This is a genomic window from Pseudomonas sp. FG47 (genome assembly GCF_057809115.1).
In genome coordinates this window covers 22,528-41,281 of sequence record NZ_JBMDJI010000038.1, presented here as the reverse complement: position 1 = coordinate 41,281, position 18,754 = coordinate 22,528, and the positions used below count along the sequence as shown (strand labels likewise).

Annotated in this window: 18 protein-coding genes and 1 pseudogene; 6 read left to right on the top strand and 13 right to left on the bottom strand. The window is 62.8% G+C overall.

The window, feature by feature from the left end:
* From ACODS5_RS20920 to ACODS5_RS20910, 3 genes and pseudogenes are all read left to right on the top strand, one after another.
* Positions 1 to 83, top strand: a pseudogene (locus ACODS5_RS20920) (phage infection protein); the annotation flags it as partial.
* Between the two features lie 122 nt (positions 84 to 205).
* Entirely contained in the window at positions 206 to 838 is a 633-nt protein-coding gene (locus tag ACODS5_RS20915) for a TetR family transcriptional regulator (protein WP_134690265.1), read from the top strand.
* A gap of 86 nt (positions 839 to 924) precedes the next feature.
* Positions 925 to 2,013: an AGE family epimerase/isomerase gene (locus ACODS5_RS20910; RefSeq protein WP_489109570.1), complete on the top strand. Its 1,089-nt coding sequence runs from the start codon at positions 925 to 927 to the stop codon at positions 2,011 to 2,013.
* 117 nt (positions 2,014 to 2,130) lie between these two features.
* On the opposite strand, the gene ACODS5_RS20905 is transcribed toward ACODS5_RS20910, so the two are convergent.
* The 6 genes from ACODS5_RS20905 to ACODS5_RS20880 form a co-directional block, all read right to left on the bottom strand.
* Positions 2,131 to 2,898 carry an SDR family oxidoreductase gene (locus tag ACODS5_RS20905; protein WP_094012220.1) on the bottom strand — a complete coding sequence of 256 codons (768 nt, stop codon included), beginning with the start codon at positions 2,896 to 2,898 and terminating at the stop codon, positions 2,131 to 2,133.
* Between the two features lie 654 nt (positions 2,899 to 3,552).
* The gene (locus tag ACODS5_RS20900; protein WP_134690268.1) at positions 3,553 to 4,269 is read right to left on the bottom strand and encodes an ABC transporter ATP-binding protein; all 717 of its coding nucleotides are present in this window, start codon (positions 4,267 to 4,269) and stop codon (positions 3,553 to 3,555) included.
* Positions 4,266 to 5,141, bottom strand: coding sequence for an ABC transporter ATP-binding protein (locus tag ACODS5_RS20895; protein ID WP_489109569.1), 876 nt, complete (start codon positions 5,139 to 5,141; stop codon positions 4,266 to 4,268). The genes ACODS5_RS20900 and ACODS5_RS20895 overlap by 4 nt, the downstream gene beginning before the upstream one ends.
* A complete protein-coding gene (gene livM / locus ACODS5_RS20890) occupies positions 5,138 to 6,439 on the bottom strand; it encodes a high-affinity branched-chain amino acid ABC transporter permease LivM (protein WP_134690270.1) in 1,302 nt (433 codons plus the stop codon). Before livM ends, ACODS5_RS20895 begins: the two co-directional genes overlap by 4 nt.
* Positions 6,440 to 6,441: 2 nt before the next feature.
* The gene (locus tag ACODS5_RS20885; RefSeq protein ID WP_134690271.1) at positions 6,442 to 7,356 is read right to left on the bottom strand and encodes an ABC transporter permease subunit; all 915 of its coding nucleotides are present in this window, start codon (positions 7,354 to 7,356) and stop codon (positions 6,442 to 6,444) included.
* 156 nt (positions 7,357 to 7,512) lie between these two features.
* A complete protein-coding gene (locus tag ACODS5_RS20880) occupies positions 7,513 to 8,649 on the bottom strand; it encodes a branched-chain amino acid ABC transporter substrate-binding protein (RefSeq protein ID WP_134690272.1) in 1,137 nt (378 codons plus the stop codon).
* A 465-nt stretch (positions 8,650 to 9,114) separates the two neighbouring features.
* On the opposite strand from ACODS5_RS20880, the gene pncB reads away from it, so the two are divergent.
* On the top strand, positions 9,115 to 10,320 hold the full coding sequence (gene pncB, locus ACODS5_RS20875) for a nicotinate phosphoribosyltransferase (RefSeq protein ID WP_489109568.1): 1,206 nt from the start codon (positions 9,115 to 9,117) through the stop codon (positions 10,318 to 10,320).
* A gap of 3 nt (positions 10,321 to 10,323) precedes the next feature.
* Positions 10,324 to 11,151, top strand: coding sequence for an NAD(+) synthase (gene nadE / locus ACODS5_RS20870; RefSeq protein ID WP_489109567.1), 828 nt, complete (start codon positions 10,324 to 10,326; stop codon positions 11,149 to 11,151).
* Positions 11,152 to 11,221: 70 nt separating this feature from the next.
* Here nadE and azu read toward each other — a convergent pair whose 3' ends face one another.
* Positions 11,222 to 11,668: an azurin gene (gene azu / locus ACODS5_RS20865; protein ID WP_134690276.1), complete on the bottom strand. Its 447-nt coding sequence runs from the start codon at positions 11,666 to 11,668 to the stop codon at positions 11,222 to 11,224.
* Positions 11,669 to 12,013: 345 nt separating this feature from the next.
* Here azu and ACODS5_RS20860 point away from each other — a divergent pair, with 345 nt between their 5' ends.
* A complete protein-coding gene (locus ACODS5_RS20860; RefSeq protein ID WP_134690277.1) occupies positions 12,014 to 12,601 on the top strand; it encodes a cytokinin riboside 5'-monophosphate phosphoribohydrolase in 588 nt (195 codons plus the stop codon).
* Positions 12,602 to 12,636: 35 nt separating this feature from the next.
* Here ACODS5_RS20860 and ACODS5_RS20855 read toward each other — a convergent pair whose 3' ends face one another.
* The 6 genes from ACODS5_RS20855 to rpsF form a co-directional block, all read right to left on the bottom strand.
* Positions 12,637 to 14,940, bottom strand: coding sequence for a YgiQ family radical SAM protein (locus ACODS5_RS20855; RefSeq protein ID WP_134690278.1), 2,304 nt, complete (start codon positions 14,938 to 14,940; stop codon positions 12,637 to 12,639).
* Between the two features lie 176 nt (positions 14,941 to 15,116).
* A complete protein-coding gene (gene dnaB, locus ACODS5_RS20850; RefSeq protein ID WP_134690279.1) occupies positions 15,117 to 16,514 on the bottom strand; it encodes a replicative DNA helicase in 1,398 nt (465 codons plus the stop codon).
* A 113-nt stretch (positions 16,515 to 16,627) separates the two neighbouring features.
* Complete coding sequence (gene rplI, locus ACODS5_RS20845) at positions 16,628 to 17,074, bottom strand: 50S ribosomal protein L9 (protein ID WP_134690280.1); 447 nt, start codon at positions 17,072 to 17,074, stop codon at positions 16,628 to 16,630.
* Positions 17,075 to 17,094: 20 nt separating this feature from the next.
* On the bottom strand, positions 17,095 to 17,961 hold the full coding sequence (locus ACODS5_RS20840) for a hypothetical protein (protein WP_134690281.1): 867 nt from the start codon (positions 17,959 to 17,961) through the stop codon (positions 17,095 to 17,097).
* 34 nt (positions 17,962 to 17,995) lie between these two features.
* Positions 17,996 to 18,226: a 30S ribosomal protein S18 gene (gene rpsR, locus ACODS5_RS20835; protein WP_003249563.1), complete on the bottom strand. Its 231-nt coding sequence runs from the start codon at positions 18,224 to 18,226 to the stop codon at positions 17,996 to 17,998.
* Positions 18,227 to 18,255: 29 nt separating this feature from the next.
* Entirely contained in the window at positions 18,256 to 18,681 is a 426-nt protein-coding gene (rpsF, locus tag ACODS5_RS20830; RefSeq protein WP_134690282.1) for a 30S ribosomal protein S6, read from the bottom strand.
* Positions 18,682 to 18,754 lie beyond the last annotated feature (73 nt).

Below are 18,754 nucleotides of genomic sequence, written 5' to 3'. Positions count from 1 at the left end.
GCTCGGATCGCCTGATCGAACGCAACAACCGTGTCGCCGAAGGTGGCTCGGATCGTCTGGTCGAACTCAGCCGTGTGAGCTGATCGTCATGGCCGAAAACAACAGCCCTGCGCACAGCAACTGCTCCCCTCCAAGCCCGGTCCATTGACCGGGCTTCGTTTTTCTATCCAGAATGCCCAGCCGTACCGTCATAGAAGCCTGCCCCATGCTGCCGCGCGCCGAACAGAAGCTACAAACCCGCCAGGCCCTGCTGGATGCCGCCTGCCAGCTCATGGAGAGCGGCCGAGGCTTTGGCAGTATCAGCCTGCGTGAGGTGGCCAAGGCCGCCGGTATCGTGCCCACCGGTTTCTATCGCCACTTCCCCGACATGGACGCCTTGGGCCTGGCCCTGGTGGCCGAGGTCGATACCACGTTCCGCCAGACCATCCGCCTGGTGCGGCACAACGAATTCGAGCTGGGTGGCATCACCGACGCCTCGGTGCGCATCTTCCTCGATGTAGTCACCGCCCACCGCGCGCAGTTCCTGTTCCTCGCCCGCGAGCAATACGGCGGTTCGCAAGCGGTGCGCCAAGCCATCGCCCGCCTGCGCCAGGACATCAGCAGCGACCTGGCCACCGACCTTGCGCGCATGCCGCGCTGGCGACACCTGGACGGCGCCGCCCTGGCGGTGATGGCCGACCTGGTGGTCAAGACCGTGTTCGCCACGTTGCCCGAGCTGATCGACAGCCCCGAACCGGGCCATGCACAGGCGCTGACGGCACAGGAAAAGATCACCCAGCAACTGCGCTTCATATTCGTCGGTGCGCGGCACTGGCAGGGCCTGGGCAATCCTGGTTGACGCTTTTGCCCAAACCGGATCGTGGGAACGAACCCCTTGTCACTTCTGCTACCATGACGCCCTGCCCGACCGTCACGAGCGTCACCATGTCCAACCCCTGCCTTGCATTGACCCGTTTCCGCCAGCATTTCGCCGAGCGCATCGTGCCGCTGTGGCAGGGGCCTGGCTGGAACGCCGACATGGCCCTGCCGTACGAAGCCCTGGACACCCTGCACCGGCCACTGCCAGTGCAACGCTATCGGGCCATGGCCTGCGCCCGCCAGCTGTACCTGTTCAGCAGCCGCATCGAACAACCTGGCGCGGCCGAACGCGCCGCGGCATTGTTCCGTTCGTTGCAGAAGCATTTCCACGACGCCGAGCACGGCGGCTGGTTCTATAGCATCGACGCCCAAGGCAAGCCGCTGGATCGGCGTAAGGACCTCTACACCCATGCCTTCATCGTCTTCGCCTGCGCCCATTACCTGGGCAAGGTCGGCGAAGGGCTGGTGCAAGCCACGCTCAATGGCGCCCTCGAGGTGATCCACGAACAGTTCGCCCGCGACGATGGCCTGTACGAGGCCAGCCTGGGTGAGGATTGGTCGAACCTGGGCAGCGGCCCGCTGCAGAACCCGCAGATGCACCTGGCCGAAGCCTTCCTGCAGGTGCTGGCCGTCCGTGAGGACGAAGACGTTCGCGATTCGCTGCTGCGGCTGTGCGAAGCGCTGCAGGCGCAGTTCATCGAACCGGCCCATGGCCTGATGCTGGAGAAGCCGCGCGGGGCTGTGGATAACTGGTTCGAGCCGGGCCACCAGTTCGAGTGGTTCTACTTGCTGGACACCTCGCCGCTGCTGCGCGGGACAGCGCTGCACGCCTCCATCACCCGCGCCTTCGACTACGCCGAGCAGTGCGGAGTGAAGGATACGGCGGTGCTGGCAATGCTGGATGTGGACGGCAAGGTCATCGATGCCACTCAACGGATCTGGGCCCAGGCCGAGTACCTGCGGGCGCTGGCCTTGCGGCCAGGAAGCGAGGTGAGGTTGCTGGCGCAACTAGAGGCGCTGGAATCGCGATTCCTGCATGACGGTGGCTGGCATGAGTGCCGTGATGGCAATGGCGCGGTCAGCCGCCACGACATGCCATCGACGACGCCGTATCACCTGGCGACCTGCCTGGAAGGCTTGCAGCGCCTGAACTGACGCTTTCGCGGGTAAACCCGCTCCTACAGGGACCGCGTCACGTTCTAGATCGGCGCCATGCCTGTAGGAGCCGGCCTTGCCGGCGAATGGCCCGCAAAGCGGGCCCCATCACAAGATTCAGCCCTTGACCGAGCGGTCGATGGAGAACCCTGCCCAGTCCTGGCTCACCGGCATCAGCTCAAGGCTGTTGATATTGATGTGCGCCGGCTGGTTAAGGATCCAGAAGATGGTCTCGGCGATGTCCTGCGGCTGGATCGGCTCGGCACCGGCGTAGGTGGCGTCGTACTTGGCCTGGTCGCCGCCGAAGCGCACCAGCGAGAACTCGCTTTCGCACAACCCCGGCTCGATGTTGCTCACCCGTACCCCGGTGCCACGCAGGTCGCAGCGCAGGCTCAGCGAGAACTGACCGACGAAAGCCTTGGTGCCACCATAGACGTTGGCGCCCGGGTACGGATAGTTACCCGCCACCGAGCCGACGTTGAGGATCGACGCGCCGCGCCCATGGGCGATCAGCCGCGGCAGCAGCAGGCGGGTGGTGTACATCAGGCCCTTGATGTTGGTGTCGACCATGGTTTCCCAGTCGTCCAGGCTGCAGTTCTGCGCGGCATCCACGCCCAGCGCCAGGCCGGCGTTGTTGACCAGCCCCTGGAGCTTGTCGAAGCTTGGCGGCAGGCTGGCGATGGCGGCCTCCATCGCCTGGCGATCACGCACATCGACCACCAGGCCGTGCACTTCGGTCTTGGCCGACAATTCCTGGCACAGCGCATCCAGACGCTCCTTGCGTCGACCGGTGAGCACCAGTTTCCAGCCGGCGTCGGCGAACCGGCGGGCGGTGGCCTCACCGAAACCGGAAGTCGCGCCAGTGATGAATACGGTGGACGTCATGCTCTTCTCCTTTCCTTAGCGGTGGGTTGCCTTTTGCAGGCCTCGCAGCATGCCCAACGCGCGGCTTGCCGACAACCGTTTCCAGCACTGTGCAAAAAACCAACAGATGCACCAAGCCCCCGCAACAGATGGCTTTGCCAAGGCTATGCGCATCTTATCCACAAGGCTTTCCCCATGGATTGGGGGCAACTCGTCGGGTCAGGGGAACCCAGGGCTGCCGCGGAAATCCGCCCATGATGGCTCAAGGCTTTCAAGCATGCTGCCTGTGGCGGTCTGTCCAAGGTTTTTGCACAGAGTTATCCACAACATTGAGCAAGGCTGGGCAGCAATGCCGAATGGTCGAAAATACGCTGTGGAATCAGCCAGCAAGGGGGCTGATCAAAAAACAAACAACTCGCTACAGGCTTTGAGAATCAAGGGATAGCGAGAGATGCCACCATGTTTTCCACAGGCGGTTCCACATAATCCGTGGAAAGTTTTCCACCTGTGGAAACAAGGGCTTGCAGCGGGGTTGTGGAGTGCTTCAAGAAAGATATGCGACAAGTTGTCCACATTTGCCGTCTGGCATAAAACGCATCGCGGGGCAAGCCCGCTGCCACGTAGCCAATAGGCACCCGTGGCAGCGGGCTTGCCCCGCGATCTTTGCAAACTCGATCAGTGCCCGCCTAGATAGGCGCTGCGCACCTCCTCGTTGACCAACAGCTCCTGCCCGGTGCCCGTCATGCGGATCTGTCCGTTGACCATCACGTAGGCGCGGTCCGACAGCTTCAGCGCATGGTTGGCGTTCTGCTCGACCAGGAAGATGGTCATGCCGGTCTGCGCCAGCTCGCGCAGGGTCGCGAAGATCTGCTTGACCACGATCGGCGCCAGCCCCAGCGACGGCTCGTCAAGCAGCAGCAGCTTGGGCCGACTCATCAACGCCCGGGCAATCGCCAGCATCTGCTGCTCACCGCCGGACATGGTCATCGCGCGCTGGTTGCGCCGCTCCTTGAGCCGCGGGAACAGCTCGTACATGCGCTGCATGTCGGCATCGGCGTGCTTGTCGCCAATGGGAATGGTACCCATCATCAGGTTTTCCTCGACGGTCATGTCGGGGAACACCCGGCGCCCTTCCGGGGACTGGGCGATGCCGTTGGAGGCGATGTAGTGCGACGACTTGCGGGTGATGTCGGTGCCGCGGTAGACGATCTGCCCGGACGCCGCCCGCGGCTGGCCGAAGATCGACATCAGCAGCGTCGACTTGCCCGCGCCGTTGGCGCCGATCAGGCTCACCGTCTCGCCCTCGTCGATGTGCATCGAGACCTTTTTCAGCGCCTGGATCGGCCCGTAGAACACGTCCAGGTCCTTCAGCTCGAGAATGGGTGCACTCATACCAGTTCCTCTTCATCGGCACCCAGGTAGGCGGCGATCACCGTCGGGTTGTTGCGGATATCCTGCGGCGCGCCCTCGGCGATCACGTTGCCGTGATCGAGCACGACGATATGGTCGGAGATGCTCATGACCATGCCCATGTCGTGTTCGATCAGCACCACGGTGATGTCGTGCTCGTCGCGCAGCACGCGGATCATGCGGCTCAGCGCCTCGGTTTCCTGAGGGTTGAGGCCAGCGGCCGGTTCATCCAGGCAGATTATCTTCGGCCGCGTGCACATTGCCCGGGCGATTTCCAGACGCCGCTGCTGGCCGTACGACAGCTCGCCGGCCAGGCGGTTGGCGCAATCCACCAGGTCGACCACCTCCAGCCAGTAGAAGGCATGGTCCAGCGCGTCGCTCTCGGCCTTGCGATAACCGGGAGTGTTGAGCACCCCGGCCAGCAGGTTACGGTTGACCCACATGTGCTGGGCCACCAGCAGGTTTTCCACCACCGACATTTCCTTGAACAGGCGAATGTTCTGGAACGTTCGCGCCAGGCCTGCGCGGTTCACCAGATGGGTACCGCCGAACATCTTGTAGTACAGGCGGTTGGCGAAGCGCGCCGGGGAGACGAAGTCCGCCGCCTGGAAGCGTTCGCCCAGCAGCTGGATGACATTGGTGGTGCTGCCGCGCACGTTCAGCTCGATGCGCCCGCCACTGGCCTTGTAGAAGCCGGTCAGGCAGTTGAACACAGTGGTCTTGCCGGCACCGTTGGGGCCGATCAGGGCGAAGATCTGGTTGCGCCGGACCTTCAGGCTGACATCGCTGAGCGCCTTGATCCCACCGAACTGCATCATCAGGTTGTCGACCGACAGAATGATATCGTCGCTCATGGCGCCACTCCTTTACGCGGGACCACGCCGGTACGGCTGATGCGGATCAGCCCTCGCGGTCGCCAGATCATCATCAGCACCATCAGCACGCCAAACAGCAGCACCCGGTATTCCGAGAAGCTGCGCAGCAGCTCCGGCGCCACGGTCAGCACGAAGGCGGCGATTACCACGCCCACGGTCGACCCCATGCCGCCAAGCACGACGATGGCGAGGATCAGCGCCGACTCGAAGAAGGTGAACGACGACGGGTTGACGAAGCCCTGGTAGGTGGCGAAGAACACCCCGGCCAGGCCGGCGGTGGAAGCCCCCAGGGTGAACGCCGAGAGCTTGACCAACACATGGTTCAGGCCCATCGAGCGGCAGGCGATCTCGTCTTCGCGCAACGCTTCCCAGGCGCGCCCGACCGGCATGCGGGTCAACCGGTGCTTGATGTACAGCACCGCCAGCACCACCAGGAACAGCACCGCGTAGATGAACACGAACTTGAGGTTGGCGTTGTATTCGAAGCCGAAGAACTCATGGATCGGCACCCCGCCGTCCTTGGCCCGGCGGCCGAACTCCAGGCCCAGGAAGGTCGGCGCCGGCGCTGGCATGCCGTTGGGGCCGCCGGTGAACGACAGCCAGTTGTTCAGCACCAGGCGGATGATCTCGCCAAAGCCCAGGGTGACGATGGCCAGGTAGTCGCCGTGCATCCGTAGCACCGGGAAGCCGAGTATGCACCCGGCCAGCGCCGCGGCGATGGCCGCCAGTGGCAGCACGCTCCAGAAGCCCAGGCCCAGGTACTGGTAGCCCAGCGCCAGGCCGTAGGCGCCGATGGCGTAGAACGCCACGTAGCCGAGGTCGAGCAGGCCGGCCAGGCCCACCACGATGTTCAGCCCCAGGCCCAGCAGCACGTAGATCAGGCCGAGGATGACCACCGTCAGCAGGTACTTGTTGGCGAAGATAGGGAACACGATGGCGATCACGATCAACGCCGGGATGATGTAGCGCAGCCGCGTCTTGTAGTTGGGCGCCAGCACATGCACGCCGGAGCCGCCGCTGTCGAAGCCTTGCTGGATGCGCTGGCCGGCGGCGGTCTGCAGGAACAGGCTGAGCACGAAGCGCCCCAGCATCACCGCGCCGACCAGCCAGGCCACGCGGGAGGGTTGGGCATTGAAGCTATAGCCGTCGAGCACCACGCCGACCACCGGGCCGAACACGATCAGCGCCAGCAGGCCGGCGACCAGCGTTTCGATCAGGCTGCGCTTGAGGTCGAAACCTTTGCTTTGTATAGCTTGGGCAGTATTGGCAACAGACATGTTCACACCTTAGCCACGAGTGGGCGGCCCAGCAGGCCTTGTGGACGGAAGATGAGGATGATCACCAGCAGCGAGAAGCTGAACACGTCCTTGTAGTCGGAGTTGATCATGCCCGAGAACAGCGACTCGGAGATCCCCAGGATAATCCCGCCGAGCATGGCCCCCGGCAGCGAGCCGATACCGCCGAGCACCGCGGCGGTGAAGGCCTTGATGCCGATGATGAAGCCGGCGTAGAAGTCGAAGGTGCCGTAGTTCATGGTGATCAGCACGCCGGCCAGCGCGGCCATCACCGCACCGATGACGAACACGTAGGAAATCACCCGGTCGGTGTTGATGCCGAGGATCGAGGCCATCTTGCGGTCTTGCTGGGTGGCCCGGCACATGCGTCCGAGCTTGGTGTACTTGATCACGTAGGTGAGCAGGCCCATGCCGACGAAGGCGGCCACGAGAATGAAGATCTTGGTGTAGGTCAGTTGCACGAAGCCTGTGCCCACCTCCACGCGCATGGCCCCTTCGAGCAGGGTCGGCACGCCTTGCTGGCGGGCGCCCTGGCTGATCTGCGCGTAGTTCTGCAGGATCAGCGAAATACCGATGGCGCTGATCAAGGGCGCCAGCCGTGTGGAGTTGCGCAGGGGTTTGTAGGCGATGCGTTCGATGGTGAAACCATAGACCCCGGTGACCACGACGGTGAACAACAGCGTGCCGAGCATCAGCAGCGGGAACGACTCGATGCCGAAATAGGCCAGCAATGCCAGGCTGATCGCCGCCAGGTACGCGGAGATCATGTACACCTCGCCGTGCGCGAAGTTGATCATGCCGATGATGCCATAGACCATTGTGTAGCCGATGGCGATCAGGCCGTAGACCGACCCGAGGGTCAGGCCGTTGACCAGTTGCTGCAGGAAAATACCATCCATAACGCAATCTCACCTGATTGAGATTGCACGAGCGCCGACCACGCAGGGCCCGGATGCAGCGGCCCTCGCAGCGCAGAACTGTGCACATCTACTGACAATGACAGGTACCGCGGGGCAGCGGCCCGGGGCGTCGCGCGCCCGGGCCGGAGGCCGTTGTTATTGTTGTTTTTCCAGCTGGTGGTACTTGCCGTTGGCATCCCACTGGTAGACCACGTAGTCGGAGACGGTCAGGTCGCCCTTGCTGTCCCACTTCTTCTCGCCCATGACGGTCTTGACCGGGTTGGCCTTGAGCCACTTGGCGGCGTCCTCGCCCTTGTTCGACTTGGCGCCGTTGAACGCGGCGGCCAGGGCCTGGACCGAGGCGTAGGCATACAGGGTGTAGCCTTCTGGCTCGGTGCCGTTCTTGCGGAACTCCTCGACCACCGCCTTGCTGTCGGGCAGCAGGCGCGGGTCGGCGCCGAAGGTCATGTACACGCCGTTGGTGTACTGGGCGCCGCCGGCGGTGGCCACCAGTTCGTCGGTGACGATGCCATCGTCGGACATGAACGCCACGTCCTTCAGGCCCTGCTCGCGCAGCTGGCGTACCAGCGGGCCGGCCTCCGGGTGCAGGCCGCCGAAGTAGACGACATCGGCACCTGCGGCGCGGATCTTGGTGACCACGGCGCTGAAGTCTTTCTCGCCGCGGGTCAGGCCCTCGTACAGCACCGGGGTGACGCCGCGCTTGACCAGCTGCGCCTTGGTCGCGTCAGCCAGGCCCTGGCCATAGGTGTCCTTGTCGTGCAGCACCACCACCTTCTTGCCCTTGAGCACGTCGACGATGTAGTTGCCGGCGACGATGCCCTGCTGGTCGTCACGGCCGCACATGCGGAACATGGCGTTCAGGCCGCGCTCGGTGACCTGTGGGTTGGTTGAACCTGGAGTGATGGCGATCACCCCGGCCTCGTCGTAGACCTCGGAGGCCGGGATGGTGTTGGAGGAGCAGAAGTGGCCGACCACGCCGATCACCTTGTCCTGGTCGACCAGGCGGTTGGCCACGGCCACGGCCTGCTTGGGCTCGCAGGCGTCATCGCCCTTGACCAGGACGATCTTCTCGCCGTTGACGCCGCCGGCCTTGTTGATCACGTCGGCCGCGGCCTGCGCACCTTTCATGTACTGCTCGCCAAACGCTGCGTTGGCTCCGGTCATCGGGCCCGCGACGCCGATCTTGATGTCGGCCTGAACATACGAAGAAACACCCAGTGCGGTGGCTACAGCCAGTGCCAGGAAACCTTTCTTGTAAAACGTCTGCGACATGAGGTGGTGCTCCTAGAATATTTTTTTTGGTTGGCACTACAACTTCTCAGCCATCTGCTCCGAGCAAGGGCCGTGCCATTGGATTTGTCTTCTGGGAAAACACACTGTGAAGGGCGCGGGGATGCGACCGACGGCCTTTTCTTTATTGAGCGTGCAACCGTCTGCCATGAGGCAAGCGCCACCGACACGCCTAGACAAGGAGCAACCGTCGAGTGCCATCATTGCAACCCTGGCAAGTGTTAACGTGCAACCACGCTGTAACAGCGGACGTCACCGAACTGCACACCACTGGTGCGCGACTGCTACAGGGAGCACTGTTTGAAGGCTAGCTGGCGCACGGAAAATTACCTGCTCGGCCACCAGCTGTAGGTTGCCTGTAGGAGCCGGCTTGCCGGCGAAGAGGCACATCAAAGCCGCAAAGGCTGGCACAATACCCAGCATTGCCCGCCCTGGAGCTTCCCCCTGATGAGCGAGAGCGCATTCGCCGAGCGCATCGTGCACAACCTGCTCGACACCGACTTCTACAAACTGACGATGATGCAGGCCGTGCTGCACAACTACCCGGACGCCGATGTCGAATGGGAGTTTCGTTGCCGCAATGGCGAGGACCTGCGCCCCTACCTGGGCGAGATCCGCCACCAGCTCGATCTGCTCGCCGAGCTCACCCTGGATGACAGCCAGCTGGCCTTCCTCGAGCGCATCAGCTTCCTCAAGCCGGACTTCCTGCGCTTTCTGCGCCTGTTCCGCTTCAACCTGCGCTATGTGCGCATCGGCATCGACAACGACCAGCTGTTCCTGCGCCTGAAAGGCCCATGGCTGCACGTGATCCTGTTCGAGGTGCCGCTGTTGGCGATCATCAGCGAAGTGCGCAACCGCCACCTGCATCCGCGCATGCGCCTGAGCGAAGCCCGCGACCAGCTGCACCGCAAGTTCGACTGGCTGCGCGCCCACGCCAGCGCCGACGAGCTGGCCGAACTGCAGGTGGCCGACTTCGGCACCCGCCGGCGCTTCTCCAGCCGGGTGCAGGCCGAGGTGGTGCAGGTGTTGCGCGATGACTTCCCGGGGCGCTTCGTCGGCACCAGCAACGTCGACCTGGCCTGGAAACTGGACATCAAGCCGCTGGGCACCATGGCCCACGAATGGATCATGGCCCACCAGCAGCTCGGCCCACGGCTGATCGATAGCCAGATCGCCGCGCTGGACTGCTGGGTCCGCGAGTACCGCGGCCTGCTCGGCATCGCCCTGACCGACTGCATCACCATGGATGCCTTCCTGCGCGACTTCGACCTGTACTTCGCCAAGCTGTTCGACGGCCTGCGCCACGACTCGGGCGACCCAGTACAGTGGGCGGAAAAAGCCATCGCCCATTACCAGAAGCTCGGCATCGACCCGATGACCAAGACCCTGGTGTTCTCCGACGGCCTGAACCTGACCCGTTCGCTGGAAATCTTCCGCGCCTTGCGCGGGCGCATCAACGTCAGCTTCGGCATCGGCACCAACCTGACCTGCGATATTCCGGGCGTGGCGCCAATGAACATCGTGCTTAAAATGACCGACTGCAACGGCTCGCCGGTGGCGAAGATCTCCGACGAAGCCGCCAAGACCCAGTGCCGTGACGAAAACTTCGTCGCCTATATGCGCCACGTATTCAAAGTCCCCAGCAAGGAGTAACCCATGCAAGCCGTACAGCAAGAGATTGCCCAGGCACTGAAGGTGCAGCCGCCGTTCGCCGATGCCGCCGCGCTGGAGACGGAAGTCGCCCGGCGCGTGGCGTTCATCAAGGACTGTCTGGCCAATGCCCGGCTCAAGACCTTGGTGCTGGGCATCAGTGGCGGTGTCGACTCGCTGACCGCCGCCCTGCTCGCCCAGCGCGCCATCAACGAACTGCGCGCCGAAACCGGCGACAATGCCTATACCTTCATCGCCGTGCGTCTGCCGTACCATGTGCAGCACGACGAGCACGACGCCCAGGCCTGCCTGGACGTGATCAAGGCCGACGAGGTGCACACCATCGACATCGCCCCAGCCGTAAAGGCCTTGGCGGCGGAGGTCGAGGAACTGAAAAACGGCTCGCCGACCCTGGTCGACTTCGTCGTCGGCAACGTCAAGGCGCGCACGCGCATGGTCGCCCAGTACACCGTCGCCGGTGCCCGTGCTGGCCTGGTGATCGGCACGGACCATGCGGCCGAAGCGGTAATGGGCTTCTTTACCAAGTTTGGTGATGGTGCCTGCGACCTGGCGCCGCTGAGCGGGCTGGTGAAGAAGCAGGTGCGGGACATCGCGCGCAGCTTTGGCGCACCGGAATCGCTGGTGGAGAAAGTACCGACCGCAGACCTGGAAGATCTCGAACCGGGCAAGCCGGACGAAGCGTCCCACGGCGTGACCTACCAGCAGATCGACGCCTTCCTGCACGGTGAGTCGGTGAGCCAGGAGGCGTTCGACATCATCGTCGCCACCTATCGCAAGACCCAGCACAAGCGCGAACTGCCGTTCGCCCCTTGATCAGGTGTAGAAACAATTGTGGGAGCGGCGGTGCGCCGCCGCTCCCACAGGGCATTGCGTCAGGTTTTGATTACTTGACGACGACCTTGCCCTTCATCATCGAGATGTGGCCCGGGAAGGTGCAGAAGAAGCTGTAGTCGCCGCCGGCTTCCAGCTTGGCGGTGTCGAGCTTGATGGTGTCTTTTTCGCCGGCGCCGATCATCTTGGTGTGGCCGATGATCGCGGCGTTGTCGGCCTTGATGTAGTCCTTGTCCAGGCCTTGCGACATGCCTTCGGTCGCGATGGCCTGCATATCAGCGGTCTTGCTGATGACCAGGTTGTGGCCCATGACGTTCTTCGGCAGGCTGCCACCGTGGGTCAGTTCGATCTCGACGGTCTTGCAGCTCTTGTCGATGGTGAATTCCTTGGTGTTGAACGACATCTGGTCGGTCGAGTCGACAGTCACCTTGCAGTCGGCGGCAAAGACGGAGGCGCTGGCGAGGGTCAGCAGGGATACCGCTACAGCTTTCGCAAACATCATGAATCTCCTTGGCAGGGTTTTATCAATTGCGAGATTGCCTGAAACCGGAACGCCCGTCCCTGATATGGGTCAAGAGCCGTCAAGTGGCCAGGCAGTAAATTTGTTCAATAGATTGTATACAACCAATCAAAGTGCACATCATGCCCTCTTGATAGACGATGGGACAACCTCTCATTTAGGAGTTGAATGAAATGTCCTTTGCCAGTTTCATGAACAGCCTGCTCGCCGCCTATGCCCACGGTGCCAGTGGCGCCATCTGCGAGTTCGCCCGCCCCGAATGATCTGCTTGGAAGCGACAGGCATGCGCCTTACCCTGTGCGCGCATGTAAAGGGAGATAAGCAATGCCTGTACGTTCCGTTTGTGTCTTCTGTGGCGCCAGTATCGGTGCCAACCCTGCCTACCGTGAAGCGGCCATCGCTCTCGGCCAGGCCATCGCCCGCCGCGGCCTGACCCTGGTCTACGGCGGTGGCGCGGTCGGCCTGATGGGCACCGTCGCCGACGCCGCGCTGGCCGCCGGTGGCGAAGTCATCGGCATCATTCCGCAGAGCCTGATGAACGCCGAGATTGGCCACAAGGGCCTGACCCGCCTGGAAGTGGTGGACGGCATGCATGCGCGCAAGGCGCGCATGGCCGAGCTCAGCGACGCCTTCATCGCCCTGCCCGGTGGCCTGGGCACGCTGGAGGAATTGTTCGAGGTATGGACCTGGGGGCAACTGGGCTATCACGCCAAGCCGCTGGGGCTACTGGATGTGAATGGCTTCTATGAAAAGCTCAGTGGTTTCCTCGACCATATCGTCGAAGAGGGCTTCGTGCGCCCACAGCACCGGGCGATGCTGTTGCTCGGGGAGCAACCAAATGAACTGCTGGACGGGATGGAGCAATTCGTCGCGCCGGTGGCGCCGAAGTGGGTCGACAAGAAACCGGATTGAACGCTGAGGGGACCGCTTTGCGGCCCCGTGCATGATCAGCGCGGAATGACCGGCTGACGCGGCTTCTTGCCCTTGCCGCCACCACCCTTGGCCGCTTCCTTGCGCTCCTTGGCCGCCTGCTGGTTGCGGGCGAACGCCTCGGCCTTGGCCTTCTCGCGCTTGTCCCACGGCTTGCTGCCATCGCTGGCGCGTGGCGGCAGGCCGCTGTGCTGGGTGAGGATCTTCTGGTCCTTGCCCACCTTGTGGCTGCCGGCCGGGGTCGAGTTCTTGCGCCGGGCACTTTGGTAGCTATCGGTCTGCGGCTGGTGCAGCGGGATCAGCTGGTGCTTGCCCGGCCCGATCAGGTCGGCACGGCCCATGCGCTGTAGCGCTTCACGCAGCATCGGCCAACCTTTCGGGTCGTGGTAGCGCAGGAACGCCTTGTGCAGGCGACGCTGCTCCTCGCTCTTGACGATCTCAACCCCTTCGCTCTTGTAGGTGACCTTGCGCAGCGGGTTCTTGCCCGAGTGGTACATGGCCGTGGCCGAGGCCATGGGCGAGGGATAGAACGCCTGCACCTGGTCGGCGCGGAAGCCGTTGCCCTTGAGCCACAAGGCCAGGTTCATCATGTCTTCGTCGGTGGTGCCCGGGTGGGCGGCGATGAAGTACGGGATCAGGTACTGCTCCTTGCCCGCCTCTTTCGAGAACTTCTCGAACATGCGCTTGAAGCGGTCGTAGGTGCCGATCCCCGGCTTCATCATCTTGTCCAACGGACCACGCTCGGTATGCTCCGGGGCGATCTTCAGGTAGCCACCGACATGGTGGGTGACCAGCTCGCGCACGTACTCCGGCGATTCCACCGCCAGGTCGTAGCGCAGGCCCGAGGCGATCAGGATCTTCTTCACCCCCGGCAGTGCGCGAGCCTTGCGGTACAGCTCGATCAACGAGCTGTGGTCGGTGTTGAGGTTCTCGCAGATGCCCGGGAACACGCACGACGGCTTGCGGCAGTGCTTCTCGATGTCATGGCTCTTGCAGGCGATGCGGTACATGTTGGCGGTCGGCCCGCCAAGGTCGGAGACCACGCCGGTGAAGCCCGGCACCTTGTCGCGCATTTCCTCGATCTCGTGCAGGATCGACTCGTGCGAGCGGTTCTGGATGATCCGCCCTTCGTGCTCGGTGATCGAGCAGAAGGTGCAGCCACCGAAGCAGCCACGCATGATGTTGACCGAGAAGCGGATCATCTCGTAGGCCGGGATGCGCTCCTTGCCATAGGCCGGGTGCGGGATGCGCGCGTACGGCATGCCGAACACGTAGTCCATTTCCTCGGTGGTCATGGGAATGGGTGGCGGGTTGAACCACACATCCACCTCGCCATGCTTCTGCACCAGGGCGCGGGCGTTACCCGGGTTGGTCTCCAGGTGCAGCACGCGGTTGGCGTGGGCATAGAGCACCGGGTCATTGCGCACCTTCTCGAACGACGGCAGGCGGATGACCGATTTCTCGCGGGTCACGCTCGGGCTGTCGAGGATCTGCACCACCTTGGCTTCGTTCGGGTCTTGCTGGTCGCCCTTGGCCTGTTCGATGGCGCAGGCCTGGGTGTCCTGGGTGTTCACATAGGGGTTGATGATCTTGTCGACCCGGCCCGGGCGGTCGATGCGGGTGGAGTCGATCTCGAACCAACCCTCGGGGGTGTCACGGCGCACGAAGGCGGTGCCGCGAATATCGGTGATGCTTTCGATACGCTCGCCCTGGGACAGGCGCTGGGCCACCTCGACGATGGCGCGCTCGGCGTTGCCGTACAGCAAGATGTCGGCGCTGGCGTCGATCAGGATCGAATGGCGGACCTTGTCCTGCCAGTAGTCATAGTGGGCGATGCGGCGCAGCGAGGCCTCGATGCCGCCGAGCACGATCGGCACATGCTTGTAGGCTTCCTTGCAGCGCTGGCTGTACACCAGGCTGGCGCGGTCCGGGCGTTTGCCGGCCAGGCCGCCAGGGGTGTAGGCGTCGTCGGAGCGGATCTTCTTGTCCGCGGTGTAGCGGTTGATCATCGAGTCCATGTTGCCCGCGGCCACGCCGAAGAACAGGTTCGGCTCGCCGAGCTTCATGAAGTCGTCTTTGGACTGCCAGTTGGGCTGGGCGATGATGCCTACACGAAAGCCCTGGGCTTCGAGCAGGCGGCCGATGATGGCCATGCCGAACGAGGCATGGTCGACGTAGGCATCCCCGGTCACGATGATGATGTCGCAGGAATCCCAGCCGAGCTGATCCATCTCCTCCCTGCTCATGGGCAGGAAAGGCGCCGGCCCGAAGCATTCGGCCCAGTACTTGGGATAGTCGTAGAGTGGTTTGGCTGCTTGCATGTCAGTGACCGGTTCTGGTGTGCAGGAAAATCGCGGGCGCGGAATATAGCACAAATTTTGACCAAATCCGACGGTGATGGTCGGATTCATGGGCGAGCGATACCAGCCTGCTCGCCGGCAAGCCGGCTCCTGCATCCACCCATAGGAGCCGGCTTGCCGGCGAAGCGGCCAGTGGCTTATTCGTCGTCGTCGAAGTTGTACATGCCCGGCGCGAGATTCTCGAAGCGGGTGTACTTGCCGATGAACGCCAGGCGGATAAAGCCGATGGGGCCGTTACGCTGCTTGCCGATGATGATCTCGGCCACGCCCTTGTGCTCGGTCTCGGGGTGATACACCTCGTCGCGGTAGACGAACATGATCACGTCGGCGTCCTGCTCGATCGCACCGGATTCACGCAAGTCGGAGTTCACCGGGCGTTTGTTCGGGCGCTGCTCCAGGGAGCGGTTGAGCTGCGACAGGGCGATCACCGGGCAGTTGAATTCCTTGGCCAGGGCTTTCAACGAGCGGGAGATCTCGGAAATCTCGTTGGTCCGGTTGTCGCCGGCAGAGCCTGGAATCTGCATCAACTGCAGGTAGTCGACCATGATCATGGCGATCTCGCCGTGTTCACGGGCCAGGCGCCGGGTACGCGCGCGCATTTCCGACGGGCTGATGCCGGCGGTATCGTCGATGAACAACTTGCGATCGTTGAGCAGGTTCACCGCCGAGGTCAGGCGTGGCCAGTCGTCGTCGTCCAGCTGGCCGGAACGCACCTTGGTCTGGTCGATGCGCCCAAGCGAGGAGAGCATACGCATGACCAGCGACTCACCTGGCATCTCGAGGGAAAACACCAGCACCACCTTGTCGCTGCGCAGCACGGCGTTTTCCACCAGGTTCATGGCGAAGGTGGTCTTGCCCATCGACGGACGGCCGGCAACGATGATCAGGTCGGCCGGCTGCAGGCCGCTGGTCTTCTCGTCCAGGTCGGTGTAGCCGGTGGAGATGCCGGTAATGTCGCTGTCGGAGTTGAACAGCGTGTCGATGCGGTCGATGGCCATGGTCAACAGCTCGTTGACCCCCACCGGGCCGCCGGTCTTCGGCCGCGCTTCGGCGATCTGGAAGATCTGCCGCTCGGCGTCGTCGAGGATCTCCTCGGCATTGCGCCCTTGCGGGTTGAAGGCGTTGTCGGCGATGTCGGTACTGATGCTGATCAGCTGGCGCAGCGTGGCCCGCTCGCGAATGATCGCGGCGTAGGCCTTGATGTTGGCCACCGACGGGGTGTTCTTGGCCAGCTCGGCCAGGTAGGCCAACCCGCCGACCTGGGTCGACAGGCCTTCCTTGTCCAACTGCTCGTGCAACGTGACCACGTCGAACGGCTGGTTCTGGTCCGCCAGCTTGTGGATGGCGCGGAAGATCAGGCGATGGTCATGCCGGTAGAAGTCACCGTCCGAAACCTGGTCCAGCACCCGCTCCCAGGCGCTGTTCTCCAGCATCAGGCCACCGAGCACGGCCTGTTCGGCCTCGATGGAATGCGGCGGCACCTTCAGCGCAGCGGTTTGCAGGTCGAGCTGTTCGGAGGTAGTGATCTCGTTCATGGCCACGAAAAAATTCTGGAAGATGAAAAAGACAAAGGGCACGGCCTGTAGGAAACAGGACCGTGCCCGATGTTAACCGCCTGACCCACCAGGGGCCAGTCGATTAAAGCCGCTTAGGCAGCTACGACGACCACGCGTACGGTGGCTTCGACGTCGCTGTGCAGGTGCACGGCTACGTCGTATTCGCCAACCTGACGGATGGTGCCGTTCGGCAGACGAACTTCAGCCTTGGCCACTTCAACGCCGGAGGCGGTCAGGGCGTCAGCGATGTCGTGGGTGCCGATCGAACCGAACAGCTTGCCTTCGTCGCCAGCGGTGGCAGTGATGGTCACTTCCAGCTCGGCCAGTTGGGCAGCGCGGCTTTCAGCCGAAGCTTTCTTGTCTGCTGCAGCTTTTTCCAGCTCGGCGCGGCGCTCTTCGAACGCGGCCAGGTTGGCGGCGTTGGCAACGGTGGCCTTGCCGAACGGCAGCAGGTAGTTACGGCCGTAACCAGCCTTAACGTTTACTTTGTCGCCCAGGTTGCCCAGGTTGGCGACTTTTTCCAGCAGGATCAGTTCCATTTGGTAAAACCTCTTAACTTTTAACCTTCACCGTTCGCGGAGTCATCACCCTGTGAAGGGGACTTGCGACCGCGAAAATCAATCAGGCTGTCGACAATGGCCAGAACCACGAGCAACGGATAAATCAGCTGCATGAGCAGCGGTAGCGTCACGTACAGCCCCACCAGCCAGAAGCCGGCGAGTCGCCCCTGCGCCACCAACCCATGAACCAGGGCGATGGCTGCCAGCAGCAGCACCAGGCTGGAGGCCGATGCCAGCACGATGAACTGCGGCCCGAGAAACGGACCCAGTACCATCAGCGACACCAGTGCCAGCATGGGCACTTTCGGCAACCGCAGTTCGCGAAATTCGCGACCGAAGCCACCGGGGTTGTACAACGCCGCTTGCCAGTAACGCGCCAGCATCAACGCCAGCACACTGAACAACTGCAGCATTACCGCACTGGAGGCGATCAGCAACGGACTGATCAGCTCACCGGGCAGCACCGGCTTGCCTTCGAACTGCGGCAGGGCTTTTTCAAGCGCCTGGGCCAGCATTGCGAAGGTGTCACGCAGTACCACATCAAGGACCAGGCCATACAGCAATGCCAGCACGATGCTCGACAACAGTATCCGGGCCCAGCTGTGCTCGGCGCGCAATAGCGCGGCCAGCCCCAACGTTCCCAGAAACACCAGCAAGGTGCTTGGCTCGCCGAATACCCACATCGCCACGCCAGGCAAAAGGCCCCAGGCAATGACCGATGATGCATCCTTGAACCCGCGCCGCAGGAACACCAGGCTCCCGGCGGCGGCACTCAACCAGAACAGCAGCGGCAGTACCGCGCTGATGACCACCACGAGGGTGGCCTGCACACGACCGCGCATGATGAAACTAGCTAACGCTCGCATGCGTATCCCTTGCTACCTAGTCGACGACCCGGTCTCAGCGGCCGTGGCTGTCGGTGTAGGGCAGCAGGGCCAGGAAGCGGGCGCGCTTGATAGCGGTAGCCAGCTGACGCTGATAACGAGCTTTGGTACCGGTGATGCGGCTTGGAACGATCTTGCCGGTTTCGGATACGTAAGCTTTCAGGGTGTTGAGATCTTTGAAGTCGATCTCTTTCACGTCTTCAGCAGTGAAGCGGCAGAATTTACGACGACGGAAGAAACGTGCCATGTGATTGGCTCCTCAAGAAGGTCCGTGGATTACTCGTCAGCGTTGTCGCTGTTGTCGCTGTCATTGCTGTCGTCGCCATCGGCGCCATCAGCATTTTCAGGACGTTCACGACGCTCACGGCGCTCGCTGCGGTTCTCTTCGGCCTTGAGCATCTCGGACGGGCCGGTGACGGCTTCGTCGCGACGGATGACCAGGTTACGGATCACGGCATCGTTGTAGCGGAAGTTGTCTTCCAGCTCGGCCAGGGCCTTGCCGGTGCACTCAACGTTCAGCATCACGTAGTGAGCCTTGTGAACATTGTTGATTGCGTAGGCCAGCTGACGGCGGCCCCAGTCTTCCAGGCGGTGGATCTTGCCACCATCTTCTTCGATCAGCTTGGTGTAACGCTCAACCATGCCGCCGACTTGCTCGCTCTGGTCCGGGTGAACCAGGAAGATGATTTCGTAATGACGCATGAATGCTCCTTACGGGTTAGTAGTCTGCCAGCAACCTGGTCAGACAAGGAGTGAATGACACTGTATGTCTTGC

Coding starts and splice junctions, on each gene's coding strand:
- ACODS5_RS20840 (WP_134690281.1), bottom strand. CDS start 17,961: ATGCGAGCGTTAGCTAGTTTCATCATGCGCGGTCGTGTGCAGGCCACC.
- ACODS5_RS20900 (WP_134690268.1), bottom strand. CDS start 4,269: ATGAGTGCACCCATTCTCGAGCTGAAGGACCTGGACGTGTTCTACGGG.
- ACODS5_RS20915 (WP_134690265.1), top strand. CDS start 206: ATGCTGCCGCGCGCCGAACAGAAGCTACAAACCCGCCAGGCCCTGCTG.
- ACODS5_RS20860 (WP_134690277.1), top strand. CDS start 12,014: ATGCCTGTACGTTCCGTTTGTGTCTTCTGTGGCGCCAGTATCGGTGCC.
- rpsR (WP_003249563.1), bottom strand. CDS start 18,226: ATGGCACGTTTCTTCCGTCGTCGTAAATTCTGCCGCTTCACTGCTGAA.
- ACODS5_RS20855 (WP_134690278.1), bottom strand. CDS start 14,940: ATGCAAGCAGCCAAACCACTCTACGACTATCCCAAGTACTGGGCCGAA.
- livM (WP_134690270.1), bottom strand. CDS start 6,439: ATGTCTGTTGCCAATACTGCCCAAGCTATACAAAGCAAAGGTTTCGAC.
- rplI (WP_134690280.1), bottom strand. CDS start 17,074: ATGGAACTGATCCTGCTGGAAAAAGTCGCCAACCTGGGCAACCTGGGC.
- ACODS5_RS20885 (WP_134690271.1), bottom strand. CDS start 7,356: ATGGATGGTATTTTCCTGCAGCAACTGGTCAACGGCCTGACCCTCGGG.
- ACODS5_RS20880 (WP_134690272.1), bottom strand. CDS start 8,649: ATGTCGCAGACGTTTTACAAGAAAGGTTTCCTGGCACTGGCTGTAGCC.
- ACODS5_RS20895 (WP_489109569.1), bottom strand. CDS start 5,141: ATGAGCGACGATATCATTCTGTCGGTCGACAACCTGATGATGCAGTTC.
- dnaB (WP_134690279.1), bottom strand. CDS start 16,514: ATGAACGAGATCACTACCTCCGAACAGCTCGACCTGCAAACCGCTGCG.
- ACODS5_RS20910 (WP_489109570.1), top strand. CDS start 925: ATGTCCAACCCCTGCCTTGCATTGACCCGTTTCCGCCAGCATTTCGCC.
- pncB (WP_489109568.1), top strand. CDS start 9,115: ATGAGCGAGAGCGCATTCGCCGAGCGCATCGTGCACAACCTGCTCGAC.
- azu (WP_134690276.1), bottom strand. CDS start 11,668: ATGTTTGCGAAAGCTGTAGCGGTATCCCTGCTGACCCTCGCCAGCGCC.
- rpsF (WP_134690282.1), bottom strand. CDS start 18,681: ATGCGTCATTACGAAATCATCTTCCTGGTTCACCCGGACCAGAGCGAG.
- ACODS5_RS20905 (WP_094012220.1), bottom strand. CDS start 2,898: ATGACGTCCACCGTATTCATCACTGGCGCGACTTCCGGTTTCGGTGAG.
- nadE (WP_489109567.1), top strand. CDS start 10,324: ATGCAAGCCGTACAGCAAGAGATTGCCCAGGCACTGAAGGTGCAGCCG.